The organism is Streptomyces griseobrunneus (genome assembly GCF_046713465.1).
Classification (GTDB): Bacteria; Actinomycetota; Actinomycetes; order Streptomycetales; family Streptomycetaceae; genus Streptomyces; species Streptomyces microflavus.
Map to the genome: position 1 here is coordinate 3,357,728 of NZ_CP177080.1, position 19,243 is coordinate 3,376,970.

The window sequence follows — 19,243 nt, forward strand, 5'->3', positions numbered from 1 at the left end:
GACCGCGCCCGGTCGGTGAAAGCAGGCCGCGAGCCCCTTAGGGCCCCGTAGGCAGCGGCACCGCCGCAGTCCGCAGGCCCAGCCTGTCGTGCCGGTCCGTGATCTCCGTCGGGTGGGCGGCCAGCAGGCGGCCCGCCACCGGGAGGGGCATGCGGATCACGACCGGGCGCGGGAGCGTCAGGTCGCGTTCCGCCACCTCCGTACGGGAGGTGCGTACCCGGTTCGTCACCCGGGCCACCACCCGTACGTCCAGCGTGAACTGCACCAGCACCGACGTGAACTTCGGCTTGTGCAGGGGCATCGAGCCCGCTCCGTGCGCCGCCGCGCCACTCGCCGAGCCCGCTCCGTCCACGTTGCCCATCAGCTGGTTGAGGCGGAACTGGTCGGCGTTCAGCACTCCGGCGCCGAACAGACCGCGTGCCTGTCTGCTCTGCTCGGCCTGGCTCTGACCCTCCGTCTGGGTGGGGCGGGGCGCTCCCAGGCTGCTCTGGGCCGCGGTTTCGAACGTCATCTTGTCCCCGGCCCCCAGGATCCGGCCCGCCCGCAGCCGCGCGTGCACCGATGCTTGCAGGTCCTGGCCCGCCGCCCCGCTCGCGTGGACCGGCGGCAGCTCGGCCCCGGCGTTCGTGAGCAGGGGCAGGGCCGCGATCAGCCACTCGGTGGAGACCGCCTCGCCCAGCGTGTAGGCCGCGGCCTGGCCCTTCTGGCGGAAGCGGTCGCCGCCGCCTGCCGCACGCACCGCCGTGTTCACCAACTCCCGTACCTGCGCCGCCCCCTGGAAGCCGTTCACCTGCGCCTCCATCGGCAGCGGGATGCCGTCGGCCCGCCAGGCGCCGAGGCCGGCAGCTCCGCTCGTCGGGGCGCCGGGGGCGGGGCGCGGGGCCCGGCGCGGGGCGCTCACCCGGCGCAGTGCCGTGAGGTCGCTCTCCAGGATCCGGTGGACCAGTGACGTACGGCCCGAGCCGGCCATCGCCAACCGGCGGTCGCCCTTGTGGAGTTCGAGGCCGGCCACGATCGGCACCCGCATCTTCGCCGACTTCGCCGTCTTCGCCTCCGCCACCGTCTTCATGCCCAGCTGGCCGCGTGCCGCTTCGCCCCCGCGGCGTCCGGAGCCCGACGCGACACCCAGGCCGGCCGCCGCGCCCGCGCTCTTGACCTGCCCCGCTCCGGCGTCCGGCTTCCCCGATCCCGCGAGGATGCCCTCCACCCCGGTGGTCTCGCCCTCGCCGTGGGAGGTGGCCTGCTGGGCGGCGGCCGAGGTGATGTACTCCATGTCCCGGCCGTCGTCCGCCTCGCCCTCCCGGACCCCGTCGCCGCTGCGGACGATCTTGAACACCGCCCAGTACGGCGTGTTACGGCCGTCGAGCAGCTCCACCGTGACCCCGCCGTCCATCGCGCTCGCCAGCAGGCCGGTGGAGCCGTCTCGGTCCAGGACCCGCAGCAGGCGCTGCACGTTGTCGTTGCGGTCCCGCAGCTGCTGGCGGGGCAGCAGGTCGTCCGCCAGGTCCTGCTGCCCGGTGATGGCGAGATTGCCGCGCAGCCGGTCCAGCAGGGGGACGAAGTCCGGCAGGTCCTCGATCATTCCGAAGCCCAGCGGCAGATCGCGGGCGAGCGCCGGCCCCGGGCGGGCCGGGCGGGCTGCCGGGCTGCCGGTCGACGTCGATGCCGAAGTCGAGGCCTCCGCCGTCGATGCCTCCGCGCGCTCCCCGCCGCCGGAGCCCTCGGCCGTCCGCTCGGCATCCGGTCGCCGTTCCTCCATCTTCAGCGCCTTCCGCGCCGACTCCGGCAGGTCCACCCCCGCCGCCCGCAGTTGCTCCGCCGTCAGCCACACCGCCGCCGCGCCCGGCAGCGTCCGCGCCGCGCTCGCCACGTACGGGCCGCCGCCCGTCACCTTGACCTCCGCCACCATCGTGACGAGCAGATCGCACCGGACCAGATACAGCGGGGCCTTCTTCGGTGTGTGGGCGTTGCGCTCCACGGTCCCCGACACGGTCGAGGTCTCCGCGTCGCTCCTGCTCGTCGACCGGTACCCCGACAGGCCCTCGCCGACCCGCCACTCGGTGCCGTTCTGTACGCCGGTGACCCCGACCTGCACCGTGCTGGACGTGCCCTCCCCCTGCTGGCCGCCTGCCTGGTGGCCGCCCATCACGAACGTCTCAGTCCCGGGACCTGCGGCCTCGTGCACCAACTGCGGTGCCGCCAGCGCCAGCCGGGTGCCCACCGCGCCGTTCAGCGCGGCGAGCCGGCGCGGGTACCGCAGGTTCTTCACCACCCACCCCGAGGACGCGGCCTGCCGCAGCGCGGCCGTGATCGCCCGCGGGCTGAAGCGTTCCTCGACCGCCAGCCGGGGCGCCAGCCCCTCCGTGGCGAGGGCCGTGTCCTGGCGGCCCGCCTCGCCGCGCGCAGCGGCCCGGGACAGCAGGGCCAGGGCGAGGTCGCGCACCGGCTGCCCGTCGCCGAGCGTCTCCACCAGCTGCCAGTCCCGTACGCCCTGCCCGGCCGTCGGCGTCGGGGCCAGGCCCGCCAGGTCGCCGATGCCCGCCGCCCCGCCCACGGGCCGCTCCGGGCCGAGGGCCTGGTCGGCGCCCGCGTCCAGCCGCGCCTTCTCGTCCGTGCCGACGGTGAACTCGGACGGCGTCAGCAGGCGTACGTCCTGCTCCTCCATGTGCAGCCCGGACAGCAGCTTGGCCTCCGGCACGTCCCGGCCGGGGCCGCCCGGGGTCATGGCGCGGGCCAGCTTGCGCTGCCGCGAGGTCATGGTGACGTCCACGTTCAGCCGCAGCGCCGCCCCGAACGCGCTCGCTCTCTCCGAACCGTTGGTGAGGACGTCGGTACGGGTGGTGGGGCCGCCCTGGTTACGGCGGGTGCCCGAGCTCTGCCGCTCGTAGCGGGCGGAGCCGGTGAGCACGCCCGGTATCAGCCGCGCCTGTGCCAGCACCATGCCGCCGATGGACCGCGAACTGCTGCGGCCGCTCTGTGCGCTGGCGGCGACTCCGGAGTGGGCGCGGACCAACCAGTCGTCGATCTCGCCCAGATGGCGCGTCGCGCCCATGGTCCCGTGCACCCGCAGCTGTACGTCATGGGAGTACATCGTGGTCTTGCGGCGCAGCCGGACCCGGATGCCGGTGGACAGCAACTGTTCTTTGTTCACACGCAGGTTGGCCTCGGAGAGGGCGGCCATCAGCTCGCGGTAGTTGGTGCGTTGCGCCTCGTCCTCCTCCCGGCTGAGGTCGGCCGGGGGTGGCGTGGCGCCGAAGGCGGGCAGGTATCCGGCCAGCCGGGGATCGGTGGCGAACAGCTCCCGTACGGCCTTCACCATGGGGGCGGTGTCGAGCCGGCCGATCGTGACGCTCGATCCCATCGCGCCGAAAGGAAGCCGGCGTTCGTCCCCTCCGCCCTCGGACTCGGAGTCGGTGTCCGTATCCGAGTCCGTGTCCGCCGCCGGCTGCTGCGGGTCCGGCTTCTTGATGAACTCGCCCGCTGTCACCCCGGGCGGCAGCGGCAGCCCCAACTCCTGTGCCTCGTCGGCCCGCAGGCCGATCCAGACCCGCATCGAGTGCGTGGCCACCCGCGCCTCCGGGTTCAGGATCGCCCGGACCGACCGGGGGCCGGTTCCCTCCACGGTGAACTGGGCGGTCCCGAGGTAGAGGACCTTCTCGCCCCGCACCTCCGCACCCTGCCTGCTGGAGACGGTCTGCTCGTTCACGCTGAAGCGGGCCTTGCGGGCGGCGGCGACGGGCATCGCGGTGGCCCGTACGACCGCCGCGTTGGCCGCGGCCCCGACCCCGATCGCCGGGCCGATCCCGCCCGCCACGGAGCGGCCCTTGCCCGCCGACTCGGTCGCGGTGTGCTGAGCCTGCTGATGCGTACGCAGCTGGGTCTTCCCGGTGCCCCAGGCGGGGGTCAGTCCGGTGACGACCGCGCGCATACGGTAACTGCCCGCGCTGCTGCCGTCCTTGGAGTACAGGTCGTCCCCGGTGACGCCGTCGCCGCCCAGCAGCCGGGGCAGGTCCTCCAGCACGGTCGGGGTGGCCGTCGCCTCGTACAGCCGGGAGCGGCCGGGGGCTCCGGGCGCGGTCAGCGAGGGGTGCAGTACGGAGGCGACCGCGTCGAAGAGGCCGCCGCCGCCCTGGTGCGGCCCTGCGGTGTCGGAGACGCCGACCGGGGCCAGCGAGTCGGCCAGCGCGACCCGCCGCGCGAGGTCCGGGTCCACCTGCTGCGACCGCCCCGACGCCCCGGTGGCGGAGGCGGCGAGGGTCGGAGGCTCGGTGCCGGCCGGGATCAGGTGCTCGGTGGGCACCCGCTGGGTGAGCCCTCCCGAGCCCCGGAAGACCTGCTCGTCCCCGCCCGCCTGCGGCCGGACCCGTACGACGTACAACACCCGGCGCGGTACCTCCACCGAGCCCTTGTCGCTGCGCAGCACCCGCGGTTCGGCCACGCCACGCTGCGAGCGGGAGTCCCGCGAGGACTGCCAGGGCTGCACGTTCCCCGTCGCCGCGGCGCCCAGCCACAGCCCCGGCAGCACCGGGGCGAGCCCGAACGCCGTACCGCCCGCGCCCTTGCCGGCGGAGTTGCCGACCGTGCTGCTCGCGGTGGCCCCGCTGTTGTGCTGGACGTCGACCTTGGTCTCCTTGCCCTCGGCGTCGTCCACGGCCGCGAGCGGCGCCCCGCCCGGGTCCGGCGGGGCGCTCGCCAGGTCGGCGGCCGGGTGGAACGTGGGCGGCAGGTCGTCGGGGGCGGGCGCGATGCTCACGGTGACGTCGAACCCGTCACCGCCCTCCGCGCCCTCCACCGCGAACGCCCGGCCCCGGCCGAAGAACGACTCGGGCCGCCCGGCCAGCTCGGCGGAGATCCCGGCCACCGTTCCGCCGCCGTGCCCCACGACGGCCGCGACCGCGGTGCTCACGAACTCCTGCCCGGTCAGCCCGTACGCCGTGGAGAGCCCGCCCGCCTCCAGTTCCATCAGGTACGGCGGCAGCACGAGCCCCTGTTCGGCGCGCTCGTCGATGGCGGGGGGCCGCGGGGCCATGGGCCGCTTCCCGCGCCGCAGCGCACGCGTGGTGGCCTCGTTGCCCAGTGTCTGCTGCATGCCCTGGAGGGAGCCGGGGCCGCCGCTGAGGACCCCTGGCCCGGCCGGGCGCATGAGGCGGGGCGCCCGCCCGGTGTCCTCGGACACGCCCCTCATGCTCGCGGTGGGATTCGTCCTCGCGGCCGGATTCGTCCGCGCGGCCGGATCTATCCTCGCGCTCGCGCTCGAACTTCCGCTCGCGCCGTCGCCACCTGACCCCTGCGACCACTGCTGCTGCTTGCGCACGGCGTCAACGTAGCCAGCGGTACGGCGGCCTACGGCCGATCCTGTGGCCGTGCGGACGTTCGACGGCGACTCCTCATCCGCGCGTCAGCTCCCGTACACCGAAGGGTCCGCACCGGAGCCGACCCGGCACCGCGGAGGGCCTACCCCAGCCCCTCCTCCACCAGCGCCGCCCACTGCGCCACGACCCGCGCGCGGCGGGCGGTGTCGTCGGTGAGGAGGTTGGCGAGGCCCAGGCCGCGGGCCATGTCCAGGAGGCCCTGGACCGTCTCGCGGACGCCGGGGCGGGACTCGTCGGCGCCCAGTAGTTCGACGGCGATGCGGTGGGTCTCCCGGCCCACCCGCGCCTCCAGCTCCGTGACGCGCGGGCGCAGCTGGTCCTCGTTGGAGGCGGCGACCCAGAGCTGGAGGGCGGCTCTGAAGAGGGGGCCCGTGTAGAGGTCGACCAGGGCCGCGACCACCGCCGCGCGGCCCTGCACGGGGAGCGCGCGCAGGGCGGCCGAACGTTCCTCGGCCACGTACTCCACCGCCCCCGTGAACAGGTCCTCGCGGGTCGGGAAGTGGTGCTGGGCCGCGCCGCGCGAGACCCCGGCCCGCTCGGCGACCACCGAGACGGTGGAGCCCGCCCAGCCGTGTTCGGCCAGGCAGGCCACCGCCGCCTCCAGGAGCCGCTGCCGGGTCGCCCGGCTGCGGTCCTGCTTCGGCGTGTGAGCCGATCTCGCAACACTGGAGGATGTCACCGCACCCATGCCGGGTCCCGTCGTTCAAGGAAGGCCGTCATCCCCTCCCTGGCCTCCTCGGAGGCGAACAGCGTGGCAGCTCGGGCGATGAGGTCTTCGGCGTACTGGTCGAAACTCTCCAGCACCGTAGCCGTGACCAGCCCCTTCGATGCGGCCAGCCCCTGCGGTGACGCCCTGCGCAGGCCGTCCAGGACCGGGACGAGCGCCTTGTCCACGTCCTCGGCGGCCAGCGTGACCAGGTTGATCCTGGCGGCCTCCGCCGCGTCGAACCGCTCCCCGGTGAGGAAGTAGCGGTTCGCCGCCGTACGGTCCATGCGCGGCAGCAGGGTCAGGGAGATGACCGCGGGCGCCAGGCCCAGGCGCGATTCCGTGAGCGCGAAGGTCGAGGACGGCCCCGCCACCGCGATGTCGCAGGCCGCCAGCAGGCCCAGGCCGCCCGCCCGGACGTGGCCCTCGACCCGGGCCACGACCGGCTTCGGCAGCGCCACGATCTCCCGCATCAGGCCCACGAACACCTCCGGGTCCGGCGGCGCCTTGAGGTCCGCCCCGGCGCAGAACGTCGTACCGGTGTGGGTCAGCACCACCGCCCGTACGGTGTCGTCCGAGGCGCACCGCGCCAGCGACTCCCGCAGCTCGCCCACCAGAGCGGCAGACAGCGCGTTGCGGTTGGCCGGCGAGTCCAGGGCCAGCGTCGCCACTCCCCGGTCGCGGAGCTCGGCAATAAGGGTCACTTCTCCTCCGTCTTCTCCCGGTCGCGCAGCTCGCGCCGGAGTATCTTGCCGGACGCCGCCCGGGGCACCGCCGCGATGAACTCGGCCTGCCGCACCTTCTTGTACGGGGAGACCCGCTCGGCGACGTACGCCATCACGTCCTCGGTGGTGAGGCCCTCCGCGGCCGGGCCCCGGACCAGGAAGGCCTTCGGGACCTCGTTGCCCTCGGCGTCGTACACGCCGATCACCGCCGCGTCCGCCAGGTGCTCGTGGGTCAGCAGCAACGCCTCCAGCTCGGCGGGCGCGACCTGGTACCCCTTGTACTTGATCAGTTCCTTGACCCGGTCGACCACGAACAGCCAGCCGTCCTCGTCGGCCCGGCCGACGTCCCCCGTGTGCACCCAGCCCTCCGCGTCGATCATGTCGGCGGTGGCGTCGGGGCGGCCCAGGTAGCCCTTCATCACCTGGGGGCCGCGGATGAGGATCTCGCCGTCCGCTCCCGGCTCCGCGTCCTGCGTCGGGTCCTCCAGGGACACGATCCGCATCTCGGTGTTCGGCAGCAGCTTGCCCACCGTGCCCGGCGGCGGCTCCTCCACAGAGAGCGGCACCACGTGCGTACCGGGCGACAGCTCCGTCATCCCGTACGCCTGCCGTACCGGCGGGAGCCCCAGCCGGGCCGAACACGCGGCCGCGAGCTCGGCGTCGAGCGGGGCCGCCGCGCTGACGATGTACTGGAGCGAGGACAGGTCGTACTCCCCCACCAGTGGGTGCTTCGCCAGCGCCAGCACGATCGGCGGAGCCACGTACAGACCGGTGATGCGGTGCGTCTGGATGGCCTCCAGGAACTGCGCCAGGTCGAAGCGGGGGAGGACGACGACCGTGGAGCCGCAGCGCAGGGGGGCGTTCATGAGGGCGGTGAGCCCGTATATGTGGAAAAAGGGGAGTACCGCCAGAATACGGTCGCCCTCCCCCATCGGGATGAACGGTCTCAGCTGCTCCAGGTTGGTCGCGATCGACCGGTGCGTCAGCATCACACCCTTGGGCGTGCCCGTCGTGCCGGAGCTGTACGGGAGCGCCGCCACGTCCTCGCCGGGGTCGATGGCGATGGCCGGTTCCGGGGCGGGTGAGGCCAGCATGTCCAGGATGGAGGTGTGGCCCTCCGCCTGGTCGCAGACGTAGATCTCCTGTACGCCGCCGGTCAGTTCGGCCGCGCGGCGGGCCGTCTCCAGGAGCGGGGAGACCGTGACGATCCAGCGGGCGCGGCTGTCGGCGAGCTGTTTGGCGAACTCCTCGGCCGTCGCCAGCGGGTGGACCGTCGTGACGGAGGCTCCGGCGCGGGTGGCCCCGTAGAAGACCGCCGGGTACGCGATGGTGTTCGGGCTGTGCAGGGCCAGGACATCGCCCTTCCTGAGCCCCGCGTCGGCGAGTGCGGCGGCGATGCGGCGGTGGAAGCCGTCGAGCTGGGCGTACGTGAGGGAGGTGCCGTTCGTCCCGTCGATCAGGGCGACCGTGTCACCGAACCCCGCGGCCCCTCCGAGGACCGCTTCGTGGATGGGCGTGTCGAGGGCCGGTACGTCTGCGTACTCACTGCGGAACACCATGGCAGTACCCCTGTCGTCGCGGAGCCCGCGCCGCCGGGGAGGAGGCGCGGGGCGCCGTGCGGGTGTGGAGAGTCAGAATCGCCCCTGGGGGTGGGGAAGGGGGAGGGGTCGGACGGCTTGGGTTCTCCGCGGGTCGCGGGTTCTAGTACGACTTCGGCAGGCCCAGCGACTGGTGCGAGACGTAGTTCAGGATCATCTCCCGGCTGACCGGCGCGATCCGGGCCACCCGGGACGCGGTGATCAGGGACGCGAGCCCGTATTCGCGGGTCAGGCCGTTGCCGCCGAGGGTGTGGACCGCCTGGTCGACCGCCTTCACACAGGCCTCGCCGGCCGCGTACTTGGCCATGTTCGCCGCCTCGCCCGCCCCGATGTCGTCGCCGTCGTCGTAGAGCCGGGCGGCCTTCTGCATCATCAGGCGCGACAGCTCCAGGTCGATGTGCGCGGTGGCGAGCGGGTGCGCGATGGCCTGGTGGGAGCCGATCGGGGCCTTCCAGACCTGTCGTGTACGGGCGTACTCGACGGCCCTGCCGAGCGCGAAGCGACCCATCCCGATGCCGAACGCGGCCGTCATGATCCGCTCCGGGTTCAGCCCGGCGAAGAGCTGGAGCAGCCCCGCGTCCTCGTCGCCCACCAGGGCGTCGGCCGGCAGCCGTACGTCGTCCAGGACCAGCTCGAACTGTTTCTCGGGGGCGTGGAGTTCCATGTCGATCTGGTTCCGCCCGAACCCTTCGGCGTCGCGCGGCACGATGAAGAGGCAGGGCTTCAGCTTCCCGGAGCGGGCGTCCTCGGTGCGGCCCACGATCAGGGTCGCGTCGGCGATGTCGACGCCGGAGACGAAGACCTTGCGGCCGGTGAGCAGCCAGTCCGTGCCGTCGCGGCGGGCGGTGGTGGTTATCCGGTGGGAGTTGGAACCGGCGTCGGGCTCGGTGATCCCGAAGGCCATGGTGAGGGTGCCGTCGGCGAGACCCGGCAGCCACTTCTGTTTCTGTTCGTCCGTGCCGAAGCGGGCGATGACCGTGCCACAGATCGCGGGGGACACGATCATCATGAGGAGGGGCGAGCCGGCCGCCCCCAACTCCTCCAGCACTATGGAGAGTTCGGCCATGCCGCCGCCTCCGCCGCCGTACTCCTCGGGGAGGTTCACCCCGAGGTAGCCGAGCTTGGCGGCCTCCGCCCACAGCTCGTGGGTGTGGGAGCCCTCGCGGATGACGGTGGTCATGTAGTCGCGCCCGTAACGCTTTCCGAGGGCGGCGACGGCGGCGCGGAGCGCCTGGTGCTCTGCGGTTTCGAGGACGGTGCTCATGCGTTCTCCTCCGGTACGGATGCGGGTGCGGATGCGGCTACGGGGGTGGCGTCCGGGTCCTCCTGGACCACGGCGAGCAGCGCGCCGACCTCGACCTGGTGGCCGGGGGTGGCGTGCAGGGCGGTGAGGGTGCCGGAGGCGGGGGCGAGGATGCGGTGCTCCATCTTCATCGCCTCCAGCCAGATCAGCGGCTGCCCGGCCTCGACCAGGGCTCCCGGCGCCAGGCCCTCCGCGAGGCGGACGACGGTGCCGGGCATCGGGGCGAGGAGGGAGCCGGGGTCGGTCTGCGTGGCGGGGTCGGTGAAGCGGGGCAGAGCGGTGAAGGTGTACGAGGCTCCGGCGGTGTCCACGTGGAGCCGGTCGCGGTCCCGGGCGAGGTCGAAGTGGCGCGTCACGCCGCCCAGTTCGAGGGTGACCCGGTCGGGGGCCGCGGCGAGGACCCGGACGCCGGGGGCGTCGTACGGCTCCGGGGTGCCGGTGCGCGGGGTGCGGTAGGCGATCTCGTGCTCGGTGCCGTCCGGTTCGCTGCGGTAGCGCTTGACCTGGGGCTGGGAGGGGAGGTTGCGCCAGGCGCCGAAGCGGGTGGGGGTGGGGGCGGGGCCCGGGGAGGCCGTGGCGTGTACGGCTTCCGCCAGGGCGGCGGCGAGGGCGGCGGTGGCGGGGTCACCGGCACCCGGGGCGGTCAGGTCCGCCAGGTGCCGGTCGTAGAACCCGGTGTCCAGGCGTGCCGCCGTGAAGTCCGGGTGGCGCAGGGACCGGACGAGCAGCGCGCGGTTGGTGACCGGGCCGTGGATACGGGCCCGCTCCAGGGCTCCGGCCAGCAGCCGGATCGCCTCGGTGCGGGTCGGGGCGTGGGCGATGACCTTGGCCAGCATCGGGTCGTAGTGCACGCCGATGGTGTCGCCGCCGGTGTACCCGGTGTCCAGGCGCAGGCCGGGTGCGTCCGGCACCTCCAGTGTGAGCAGCGCTCCGGTCTGTGGCTGCCAGTCACGCGCGGGGTCCTCGGCGTAGAGCCGCGCCTCCAGCGCGTGGCCCGAAGGCGAAGGAACCACCGGGTCCAGTGGCCCCCCCTCCGCGACCCGCAGTTGCAGCGCGACCAGGTCCACCCCGAACACGGCCTCCGTCACCGGGTGTTCGACCTGGAGGCGGGTGTTCATCTCCAGGAAGTACGGCCGCCCCTCGGCGGAGACGAGGAACTCCACGGTCCCTGCCCCCCGGTAGCCGACCGCCCGCGCCGCCGCCACCGCCGCATCGTGCAGCCGGGCGCGCAGGCCCTCGTCCAGACCGGGCGCCGGGGCCTCCTCGATGACCTTCTGGTGGCGGCGCTGGAGCGAGCAGTCCCGGGTACCGAGCGCCCACACGGTGTCGTACGCGTCGGCCATGATCTGCACCTCGACGTGCCGACCCCGCTCCACGTACGGCTCCGCGAACACCTCCCCGTCCCCGAAGGCCGACGCGGCCTCGGCAGCGGCCGCCAGCAACTCCCGAGGCAGTGCGCCGAGTTCGCGGACGATCCGCATACCGCGCCCGCCCCCGCCCGACGCCGCCTTCAGCAGCAACGGCAGATCGTCCTCGCTCGCCGTGGCCGGGTCCACGGGGGCCAGCAGCGGCACCCCCGCCCCGCCCATGAGCTCCTTGGCCCGGGTCTTGGAGGCCATCAGCTCGATCGCCTTGACCGGCGGTCCGACCCACGTCAGCCCCGCGTCCTGGACGGCGGCGGCGAAGGCGGCGTTCTCGGAGAGGAAGCCGTAGCCGGGGTGGACGGCGTCCGCCCCGGCGGCCAGGGCGGCGGCCACGACTAGGTCGCCGCGCAGGTAGGTGTCGGAGGGGGCCGCGCCCGGCAGCCGCACGGCGAGGTCCGCCTCCCGTACGTGCAGGGCTCCGGCGTCCGCGTCGGAGTACACGGCGACCGTGGTGATGCCCAGGTCACGGCAGGTACGGAAGATCCGGCAGGCGATCTCGCCCCGGTTGGCGACGAGCAGGGAGTGGATCACGTCTCTCCTCATGAGCGGGTCACATCCGGAAGACGCCGAAGCCGCCGCGGGCGCCCTCGACCGGTGCGGTGTGGATCGCGGACAGGCACATCCCGAGGACGGTCCGGGTGTCGCGCGGGTCGATGACCCCGTCGTCGTACAGCCGCCCGGACAGGAACATCGGCAGCGACTCCGCCTCGATCTGCTGCTCCACCATGGCGCGCAGCCCGGCGTCCGCCTCGTCGTCGTACGGCAGCCCCTTCGCGGCGGCGGAGGCGCGGGCGACGATGGAGAGGACCCCGGCGAGCTGCTGCGGCCCCATGACGGCGGACTTGCTGCTCGGCCAGGCGAAGAGGAAGCGCGGGTCGTAGGCCCGGCCGCACATCCCGTAGTGCCCGGCCCCGTACGAGGCGCCCATGAGGACCGACAGATGCGGGACCTTCGAGTTGGCGACCGCGTTGATCATCATCGCGCCGTGCTTGATGATGCCGCCCTGCTCGTACTCCTTGCCGACCATGTAGCCGGTGGTGTTGTGGAGGAAGAGAAGCGGAATGTCCCGCTGGTTCGCCAGCTGGATGAACTGGGCGGCCTTCTGCGACTCCTCGCTGAACAGCACCCCCTGCGCGTTGGCGAGGATCCCGACGGGATACCCGTGCAGCCGCGCCCACCCCGTGACCAGGCTCGTCCCGTACAGCGGCTTGAACGCGTCGAAGTCCGAGCCGTCGACCAGCCGGGCGATGACCTCGCGCGGGTCGAAGGGCACCTTGAGGTCGCCCGGCACGATCCCGAGCAGCTCGTCCTCGTCGTACTTCGGGGGCTCGGCGGGGCTCGGATCGGCGTGCGCCTTACGCCAGTTGAAGCGGGCGACGATACGCCGGGCCTGCCGGACCGCGTCCTGCTCGTCGACGGCGAAGTGGTCGGCGAGACCCGACGTACGGGCGTGCATCTCGGCCCCGCCGAGGGACTCGTCGTCGCTCTCCTCGCCGGTCGCCATCTTCACCAGCGGCGGTCCTCCCAGGAAGACCTTCGACCGCTCCCGGATCATCACGGCGTGGTCGGACATACCGGGGACGTACGCGCCTCCGGCGGTCGAGTTGCCGAACACCACGGCCACGGTGGGGATTCCGGCCGCCGAGAGCCGTGTGATGTCGCGGAAGAGCGCCCCGCCCGGGATGAATATCTCCTTCTGCGACGGCAGATCGGCACCGCCCGACTCCACCAGGCTGATGCAGGGCAGCCGGTTGGCGAAGGCGACCTCGTTGGCGCGCAGGGCCTTCTTCAGCGTCCACGGGTTCGATGCCCCGCCGCGTACGGTCGGGTCGTTGGCGGTGATCAGACACTCGACGCCCTCCACCACCCCGATGCCGGTGATGAGCGAGGCGCCGACCGCGTAGTCGCTGCCCCAGGCGGCCAGCGGCGACAGCTCCAGGAACGGGGTGTCGGGGTCGACCAGCAGCTCGATCCGCTCCCGCGCCGGAAGCTTGCCGCGCCCCCGGTGCCGGGCCACGTACTTCTCGCCGCCGCCCGCGAGCGCCTTGGCGTGCTCGGCCTCCAGCTCTGTGAGCCTCTCCAGCAGGGCGGTCCGATTCGCCGCGTACTCCGGGCTGTTGGTATCGAGCCCGGTGGGCAGGACGGTCATGCGGATACCTCCGGTGACGGGCCGTGGCCGTGGTCGCGCTCCAGCAGGGGTACGGGGACGGGCAGCCACCGCGACCGCAGCCACTCCCCCACCGCCTTGGCCTGGGGGTCGAACCGGGCCTGTGCGGCCACGCCCTCCCCCAGAAGCCCGTGCACGGTGAAGTTCAGGGCGCGCAGGTTGGGCAGGACATGGCGTACGACGGTGAGTCCGGCGGTCTCCGGGAGGAGCTCCCGGAACCGCGCCACGGTCAGCTCGTGCGCCAGCCACCGCCACGCGTCGTCGTCCCGCACCCAGACACCCACGTTGGCGTCGCCGCCCTTGTCGCCGCTGCGGGCGCCCGCGACGAGTCCGAGGGGGGCGCGGCGGACGGGGCCCGAGGGATATGGATCAGGGAGCGGCGGCTCCTCGACTTCCACCAACAGCCTTGTGCCGGAAGGCGGTTCAAGAACCTCGCGGCCCCCGTCCGGTAGCACGGCGGTGTGCTCGACCTCCCCCGCCGGTACGTGGACGGCCTCGAACACCCCGTAGGGGGCGCCCTTTCCGGGCGGGGCGGTGACATGGAAGCCCGGGTAGCTGCCGAGGGCCAGTTCGACGGCGGCGCCGGAGACGGCCCGGCCCACCGCCTCGGCGTCCCGGTCGCGGACGACGAGCCGGAGCAGGGCGCTGGCCCGCTCCTCGGTGTCGGCGTCGTCCCGGTCGGTGCGGACCAGTTCCCAGCGCACTTCCTCGGGCCGCCGCACACCGCCCCGCTCCAGGGCATCGCCGAACTGCGCTTCCACCAGACGGGCCTTGGCCTCCACATCGAGCCCGGTGAGGACGAAGACGACCTCGTTGCGCCAGCCGCCGAGCCGGGTGAGCCCGGCCTTGAGGGTCGGGGGCGGGGCCTCGCCGCGCACCCCGTCGATGCGGACCCGGTCGGGGCCGTCGGCCGTGAGCCGTACGGTGTCGAGGCGGGCGGTGACGTCGGGTCCGGCGTAGCGGGCTCCCCCGGTCTCGTACAGGAGTTGGGCGGTGACGGTGGAGAGGTCGACGACGCCCCCCGTACCGTCGTGCTTGGTGATCACGGACGAGCCGTCGGCGTGGATCTCGGCGAGCGGGAAGCCGGGGCGGCGCAGGCGGCCGGGGTCGTGCTCCCCGAAGAAGGCGTAGTTGCCGCCGGTCGCCTGCGTACCGCACTCCAGTACGTGTCCGGCGACCACGGCTCCCGCGAGGGCGTCCAGGTCGTCGGGCCCCCAGCCGAAGTGGGCGGCGGCCGGGCCGGTGACGAGGGCCGCGTCGGTGACCCGGCCGGTGACGACGATGTCGGCCCCGGCCCGCAGACAGGCGGCGATCCCGGAGCCGCCGAGGTAGGCGTTGGCGGTGAGGAACCCGTCCGGCACGGGCAGGCTGTCGCCCTCGACATGGGCGACGGCGACCGGCACCCCGACCCTGGCGGCCAACTTCCTTACGGCGTCGGCCAGTCCGGCCGGGTTGAGCCCGCCCGCATTGGTGACGATCTTCACCCCGCGCTCGTGGGCGAGGCCGAGCCCCTCTTCGAGCTGGCGCAGGAAGGTGGTGGCGTACCCCTTCTCCGGGTCCTTGAGGCGGCTGCGGCCGAGGATCAGCATGGTCAGCTCGGCGAGGTAGTCGCCGGTGAGGACGTCGAGGGGGCCGCCGGTGAGCATCTCGTGCACGGCGTCGAAGCGGTCGCCGTAGAAGCCGGAGGCGTTGCCGATCCGGAGGGGCGCGGGGCCGGTCACCGGTGGCCGTCCCGCTCCGCGCGGGGCAGGCGGCCCGGCCCGGGGGGTCCGGCGAAGGCCTGGGCGATGGAGAGCCACTGGTCCGCCTCGTGCCCCTCGGCGGTGACGGCGAGGTCGGCGCGGTGGGCGCGCTGGGTGACCAGGAGGCAGAAGTCGAGGAGCGGTCCGGTGACGCGCTGGGCGGCACCCTCCGGGCCGTACGCAATCAACTCGCCTGCCGGTGCGTGGAGTTCGACGCGGAACTCGGTCTCGGGCGCGGTGATGCCCCGCACCGCGTAGGCGTAGTTCCGGGCCCGCACCCCGATCCGCGCGACGTGCCGCAGCCGGGCGGTGGGGGCCCGGGTGGCTCCGAGGGCGTCGGCGATGTCCTGGCCGTGGGCCCAGGTCTCCATCAGCCGGGCGGTCGCCATGGACGCGACGCTCATCGGCGGCCCGTACCAGGGGATCCTGGTCCCCGCCGGGGCGTCCCGCAGCACCTTCCCGAGCCGCTGCCGCCCGTCCCGCCACCGGGCGAGCAGGGCGTCCGGGGCATGGGCGTCGACCAGGGCCCGGGCCGCCTCGTCGACGAAGGACTCGGGGGCGGCGAGGGCCTTGGCCACCTCGTCGCCGAACCGGTCCGGCTCGGTGGCCGCCAGCAGCGCGACCTCGTCGGTCCAGGCGAGATGGGCGATCTGATGGGCGACGGTCCACCCCTCGGCGGGGGTCAGGTCGGCCCACCGGCCGGGCTCCAGCACCCCCACCAGGACGTCGAGTTCGTCGCTCTCCTCGCGCAGATCGTCGACCACCGCTGCGACATCGGACACGTGCGCTCCCCTCGGGACCGGGTGTGGTGCCCAGGAGCATGGCAGTGGTCCGAGAAACAATCAAGCACGCTTGCATGATTTTCTGCCCGGCCCCCGCCGGCACGGACGGTAAAACCCGTCAGCGCCCCTCCGGCTCAGGGAAGGCCGCCATCGCCACGTCGGCCACCCGCTCCAGCGCCTCCCGCCCCACCCCGTCGCATGCCTGCTGGTTCATGCCCTGGACGACGGCCGCGTAGAAGGTGGCGAGGCCCTCGGCGTCGGTGCCGCCGGGCAGCAGCCCCGCGTCGATGTCGGCCTGGATGCGGGCGGCGAACAGCGCCTTGGTGGCTTCCCGCATCGCCCGCAACTCGCTCTTCACCCCTTCGGAGCCGGGCCCCCCGTTGGCCGCGGCGGTGATGACGAAGCAGCCCGGCGGGTGGCTCGGGTCGGTGTAGTCGGCGGCGAGGTGCTTGAGCGCCCGGGCGAGGGCGGTCCTGGCATCCGGGCCCTCCAGCGACGAGGACCCGTAGGTCCGGGAGTACAACTGAACGGCTTCGGAGAACAGTTGGCGCTTGTCCCCGAACGCGGCATAGAGGCTGGGCGGGTTGATCCCCATCGCCTTGGTCAGCGAGGCGACCGACGTGGGCTCGTACCCGTACGTCCAGAACTCGCGGAGCGCGACGGCAAGGGCGGCGTCCCGGTCGAAGGCACGGCGGGGGCGCCGGGCCCGGGGCGCGGGCTCGGCGCCGGGCGCGGGCTCGGGCTGGGGCCCGGCGGGGGTCGATTCGCTGCTCACGACAGCATTCTACGCCAGTTGTAGCGATCGCTAAAGAATCAGTGCTACGGTCCGGGGCATGGCTTGCTTTAGCGATCGCTAAAGTTGGGAGGCGTCGCCATCCAAGCCACCCACTCGCTCACTCACTCACCAGGGGATTCCGCCATGACGAGCACCCACGAAGCCACCCCGGCCACCCCAGCCGCCCCCCTCGCCCGCACAGTGCGCGGCTCCGGCCCCGGGCTCCTGCTCGCGCACGGCGCCGGAGGAGGCGTCGAGGCCAACTACGGCCCGATTTTGGGCGGGCTCGCCGCCCGGCACACCGTCGTCGGGGTGGACTATCCGGGGTCCGGCGCCTCACCCCGCTCCTTCACGCCGCTGGACCTCGACACCCTGGCGGACGAGCTGGTGGCGGCGGCCGACGCGGAGGGGATCGACAGGTTCGCGGTCAGCGGGTACTCCCTGGGCGGCCCGGTCGCGATCCGGGTCGCCGCCCGCCACCCCGAGCGGGTCGACGCGCTGGTGCTGAGCGCGACGTTCGCGTACGCCGACACGCGGACGGACCTGGCCGCCTCGGTCTGGCGGCAGCTCCTCGCGGTGGACGACCCCCACCTGCTCGGCGAGTTCGTCCAGCTGATGGCCCTGGGCGAACCGGCCCTGGCCACGTTCACGCCCGATCAGGTGCGGGCCGCCGCCGAGCAGATCACGGCGACCGTGCCGCCCGGGACCGGTGATCAGGTGGAGCTGGTCCGGCGGGTCGACGTACGGGAGGATCTCGCCGGAATCGCCACCCCCACCCTGGTGATCGTAACGGCGGCCGACCCACTCGTCTCCCCCACCCTGCAACGCGCACTCGCCGCCGCGCTGCCCGGTTCCGAGACGGCCGAACTGCCCACCGGACACCTGCCGTTCGCCGAGCGGCCACAGGAGTGGCTGGCGCTCATCACCGGGTTTCTGGCCCGGCACGGGGCGAGCGGGAGGCCTTGAGCGGCCGATACCGCCTTACGAACCTGACGGCCCGACCGCGTCCAGCACCGGGGCGAGGACCGCGAACGCCCGGTCGGTCAGCGCGGCGGGGTCCTCGGCGCCGTCGCTGTCGCTCCAGCGCCGGAGCACGGTGTCGAAGGCGGCGAGGGCGGCCCCGGCGGCGAGGCGGGGATAGAGGTCGGCCGCCGGATCGAGCGTCAGGCGGCGGGCGGCCTCGACCGCGAGGTCGTCGCGCCACTGCCCCTGGTGTTCCAGGAAGCGGCGCGCAGGGCGGGGGTGCGCAGGATCAGCTGGACGACCCGCAGGGCCCGGCCGGAGTGGTCGTCGCCGTCGGCGCAGGCCTCCATGGCGACCCAGACAGCGTGCCTCAAGGCCACGGCGGGGGGCTCGTCGGCGGGGCGGGCGGCGAGCTCGGCACACATGCCGGTGCCCATGTCGGCCAGGAACTGGACGACCACGTCCTCCTTGGACGCGAAGTAACGGAAGAAGGTCCGCTCGGAGACACCGGCGGTGGCCGCGATCTCGTCGACCGTGACCGCGTCGAAGCCCTCCAGCGCCATCAACTGGATTGCGGCTTCGGTCAGTTCGTCCGAGACGAGCTGGCGTTTGCGCTGGGCCATGGTCACTTCGGGGCGGGCGCTCACATCCGCCGTCGTAGCGCGATGCCGTATTTGGCACCCGGTAACTTCTTGGCACTTGGTGTCACGGACGACACCGCATGCCGCATGACACAGAACGCGACACCGAAGCAGCGCCGGACCGTCGAGCAGATCCCCGACCGGTCCGGCCTCGTCTCCGTCGTCACCGGAGCCAGCAGCGGCCTCGGCCTGGCGACCGCACGCGCTCTCGCCCGCCGTGGCGGCCGCGTGATCCTCGCCGTGCGCGACGAGGAGAGGGGGCGCAGGGCCGTCGCGGAGATCACGGCCGCCGAGCCGGGGGCGGACCTGGAGGTGCGCCGGCTGGACCTGGCCGACCTCGACTCCGTACGGGCCTTCTCTGACGCGCTGCACGCCGACCGCTCCCGGCTGGACCTGCTGGTCGACAACGCCGGGGTGATGGCACCGCCGCGTTCGGCCGGCGCGCAGGGCCATGAGCTGCAGTTCGCCTCCAACCACCTCGGCCACTTCGCGCTTACCGGGTTACTGCTCGACCTGCCGGCCGAGGGGCGGGACCCGCGAGTCGTGACGGTGACCTCGGTCAACCACCGCAAGGCGCACCTCGACTTCGACGGGCTGAACGGCGAACGCGCCTACAAGCCGATGGTCTTCCACGACCGGTCCAAGCTCGCCAACACCGTCTTCGGGCACGAGCTGCACCGGCGGCTGGCCGCGTCCGGCAGCCCGGTCCACAGCGTGCTCGCGCACCCCGGCCACACCGCCACCAATCTGCAGACGATTGCGCCGACCGGCCTGGTGAAGCTGCTGTTCGGCCGAGTCCTGCTCCCCCTGGCCCAGCGCCCCGACGCCGGTGCGCTCCCGCAGCTCTACGCGGCGACCGGGCCGGATGTCCGGGGCGGCGAGCTCATCGGCCCGGACGGCCGCGGAAAACTGCGCGGAGGACCCGCGCGGGTGGCGCTCGCCCCGGCGGCGACCGACGCGGAGACCGGGCGGCGGCTGTGGGAGGTGTCGGAGCGGCTGACCGGTGTCCGGTTCTCGTTCCCGGCGCCGGTGTGACGTTCCGCCC

Annotated in this window: 12 protein-coding genes and 1 pseudogene; 2 read left to right on the forward strand and 11 right to left on the reverse strand. The window is 73.5% G+C overall.

Annotated features, from left to right (window positions below):
- Positions 1-37: 37 nt before the first annotated feature.
- From ACK8N7_RS15145 to ACK8N7_RS15190, 10 genes are all read right to left on the reverse strand, one after another.
- Positions 38-5,185, reverse strand: a complete 5,148-nt coding sequence (locus ACK8N7_RS15145) for a hypothetical protein (protein ID WP_500442739.1) — start codon at positions 5,183-5,185, stop codon at positions 38-40.
- A 269-nt stretch (positions 5,186-5,454) separates the two neighbouring features.
- Entirely contained in the window at positions 5,455-6,060 is a 606-nt protein-coding gene (locus ACK8N7_RS15150; RefSeq protein ID WP_403217108.1) for a TetR/AcrR family transcriptional regulator, read from the reverse strand.
- Positions 6,048-6,782, reverse strand: a complete 735-nt coding sequence (locus ACK8N7_RS15155) for an enoyl-CoA hydratase family protein (RefSeq protein WP_403217110.1) — start codon at positions 6,780-6,782, stop codon at positions 6,048-6,050. Before ACK8N7_RS15155 ends, ACK8N7_RS15150 begins: the two co-directional genes overlap by 13 nt.
- Positions 6,779-8,362 (reverse strand): 4-coumarate--CoA ligase family protein, encoded by a 1,584-nt coding sequence (locus ACK8N7_RS15160; RefSeq protein ID WP_500442742.1) that lies wholly within the window; start codon positions 8,360-8,362, stop codon positions 6,779-6,781. The genes ACK8N7_RS15155 and ACK8N7_RS15160 overlap by 4 nt, the downstream gene beginning before the upstream one ends.
- Positions 8,363-8,504: 142 nt before the next feature.
- Positions 8,505-9,665 carry an acyl-CoA dehydrogenase family protein gene (locus ACK8N7_RS15165; RefSeq protein ID WP_500442744.1) on the reverse strand — a complete coding sequence of 387 codons (1,161 nt, stop codon included), beginning with the start codon at positions 9,663-9,665 and terminating at the stop codon, positions 8,505-8,507.
- A complete protein-coding gene (locus ACK8N7_RS15170; RefSeq protein WP_500442746.1) occupies positions 9,662-11,671 on the reverse strand; it encodes an acetyl/propionyl/methylcrotonyl-CoA carboxylase subunit alpha in 2,010 nt (669 codons plus the stop codon). The genes ACK8N7_RS15165 and ACK8N7_RS15170 overlap by 4 nt, the downstream gene beginning before the upstream one ends.
- 7 nt (positions 11,672-11,678) lie before the next feature.
- Positions 11,679-13,277, reverse strand: coding sequence for an acyl-CoA carboxylase subunit beta (locus ACK8N7_RS15175; RefSeq protein WP_500442748.1), 1,599 nt, complete (start codon positions 13,275-13,277; stop codon positions 11,679-11,681).
- Positions 13,274-15,016 (reverse strand): acyclic terpene utilization AtuA family protein, encoded by a 1,743-nt coding sequence (locus ACK8N7_RS15180; RefSeq protein WP_403217120.1) that lies wholly within the window; start codon positions 15,014-15,016, stop codon positions 13,274-13,276. The genes ACK8N7_RS15175 and ACK8N7_RS15180 overlap by 4 nt, the downstream gene beginning before the upstream one ends.
- Complete coding sequence (locus ACK8N7_RS15185; protein WP_403217122.1) at positions 15,013-15,819, reverse strand: TIGR03084 family metal-binding protein; 807 nt, start codon at positions 15,817-15,819, stop codon at positions 15,013-15,015. The genes ACK8N7_RS15180 and ACK8N7_RS15185 overlap by 4 nt, the downstream gene beginning before the upstream one ends.
- Positions 15,820-15,937: 118 nt before the next feature.
- A complete protein-coding gene (locus ACK8N7_RS15190) occupies positions 15,938-16,594 on the reverse strand; it encodes a TetR/AcrR family transcriptional regulator (protein WP_500442751.1) in 657 nt (218 codons plus the stop codon).
- A gap of 144 nt (positions 16,595-16,738) precedes the next feature.
- On the opposite strand from ACK8N7_RS15190, the gene ACK8N7_RS15195 reads away from it, so the two are divergent.
- Positions 16,739-17,560, forward strand: a complete 822-nt coding sequence (locus ACK8N7_RS15195; RefSeq protein WP_500442753.1) for an alpha/beta fold hydrolase — start codon at positions 16,739-16,741, stop codon at positions 17,558-17,560.
- Positions 17,561-17,575: 15 nt separating this feature from the next.
- Here the strand turns inward: ACK8N7_RS15195 and ACK8N7_RS15200 are convergent.
- A pseudogene (locus ACK8N7_RS15200) lies at positions 17,576-18,180 on the reverse strand (TetR family transcriptional regulator).
- A 105-nt stretch (positions 18,181-18,285) separates the two neighbouring features.
- Here ACK8N7_RS15200 and ACK8N7_RS15205 point away from each other — a divergent pair.
- On the forward strand, positions 18,286-19,233 hold the full coding sequence (locus tag ACK8N7_RS15205; RefSeq protein WP_500442755.1) for an oxidoreductase: 948 nt from the start codon (positions 18,286-18,288) through the stop codon (positions 19,231-19,233).
- The last annotated feature ends 10 nt before the right edge of the window (positions 19,234-19,243 follow it).

Excerpts from the sequence above, each read along its gene's own strand:
- ACK8N7_RS15145 (WP_500442739.1), bottom strand. The coding sequence starts at position 5,185 with ATGAGGGGCGTGTCCGAGGACACCGGGCGGGCGCCCCGCCTCATGCGC.
- ACK8N7_RS15150 (WP_403217108.1), bottom strand. The coding sequence starts at position 6,060 with ATGGGTGCGGTGACATCCTCCAGTGTTGCGAGATCGGCTCACACGCCG.
- ACK8N7_RS15160 (WP_500442742.1), bottom strand. The coding sequence starts at position 8,362 with ATGGTGTTCCGCAGTGAGTACGCAGACGTACCGGCCCTCGACACGCCC.
- ACK8N7_RS15165 (WP_500442744.1), bottom strand. The coding sequence starts at position 9,665 with ATGAGCACCGTCCTCGAAACCGCAGAGCACCAGGCGCTCCGCGCCGCC.
- ACK8N7_RS15170 (WP_500442746.1), bottom strand. The coding sequence starts at position 11,671 with ATGAGGAGAGACGTGATCCACTCCCTGCTCGTCGCCAACCGGGGCGAG.
- ACK8N7_RS15175 (WP_500442748.1), bottom strand. The coding sequence starts at position 13,277 with ATGACCGTCCTGCCCACCGGGCTCGATACCAACAGCCCGGAGTACGCG.
- ACK8N7_RS15195 (WP_500442753.1), top strand. The coding sequence starts at position 16,739 with ATGACGAGCACCCACGAAGCCACCCCGGCCACCCCAGCCGCCCCCCTC.
- ACK8N7_RS15205 (WP_500442755.1), top strand. The coding sequence starts at position 18,286 with ATGACACAGAACGCGACACCGAAGCAGCGCCGGACCGTCGAGCAGATC.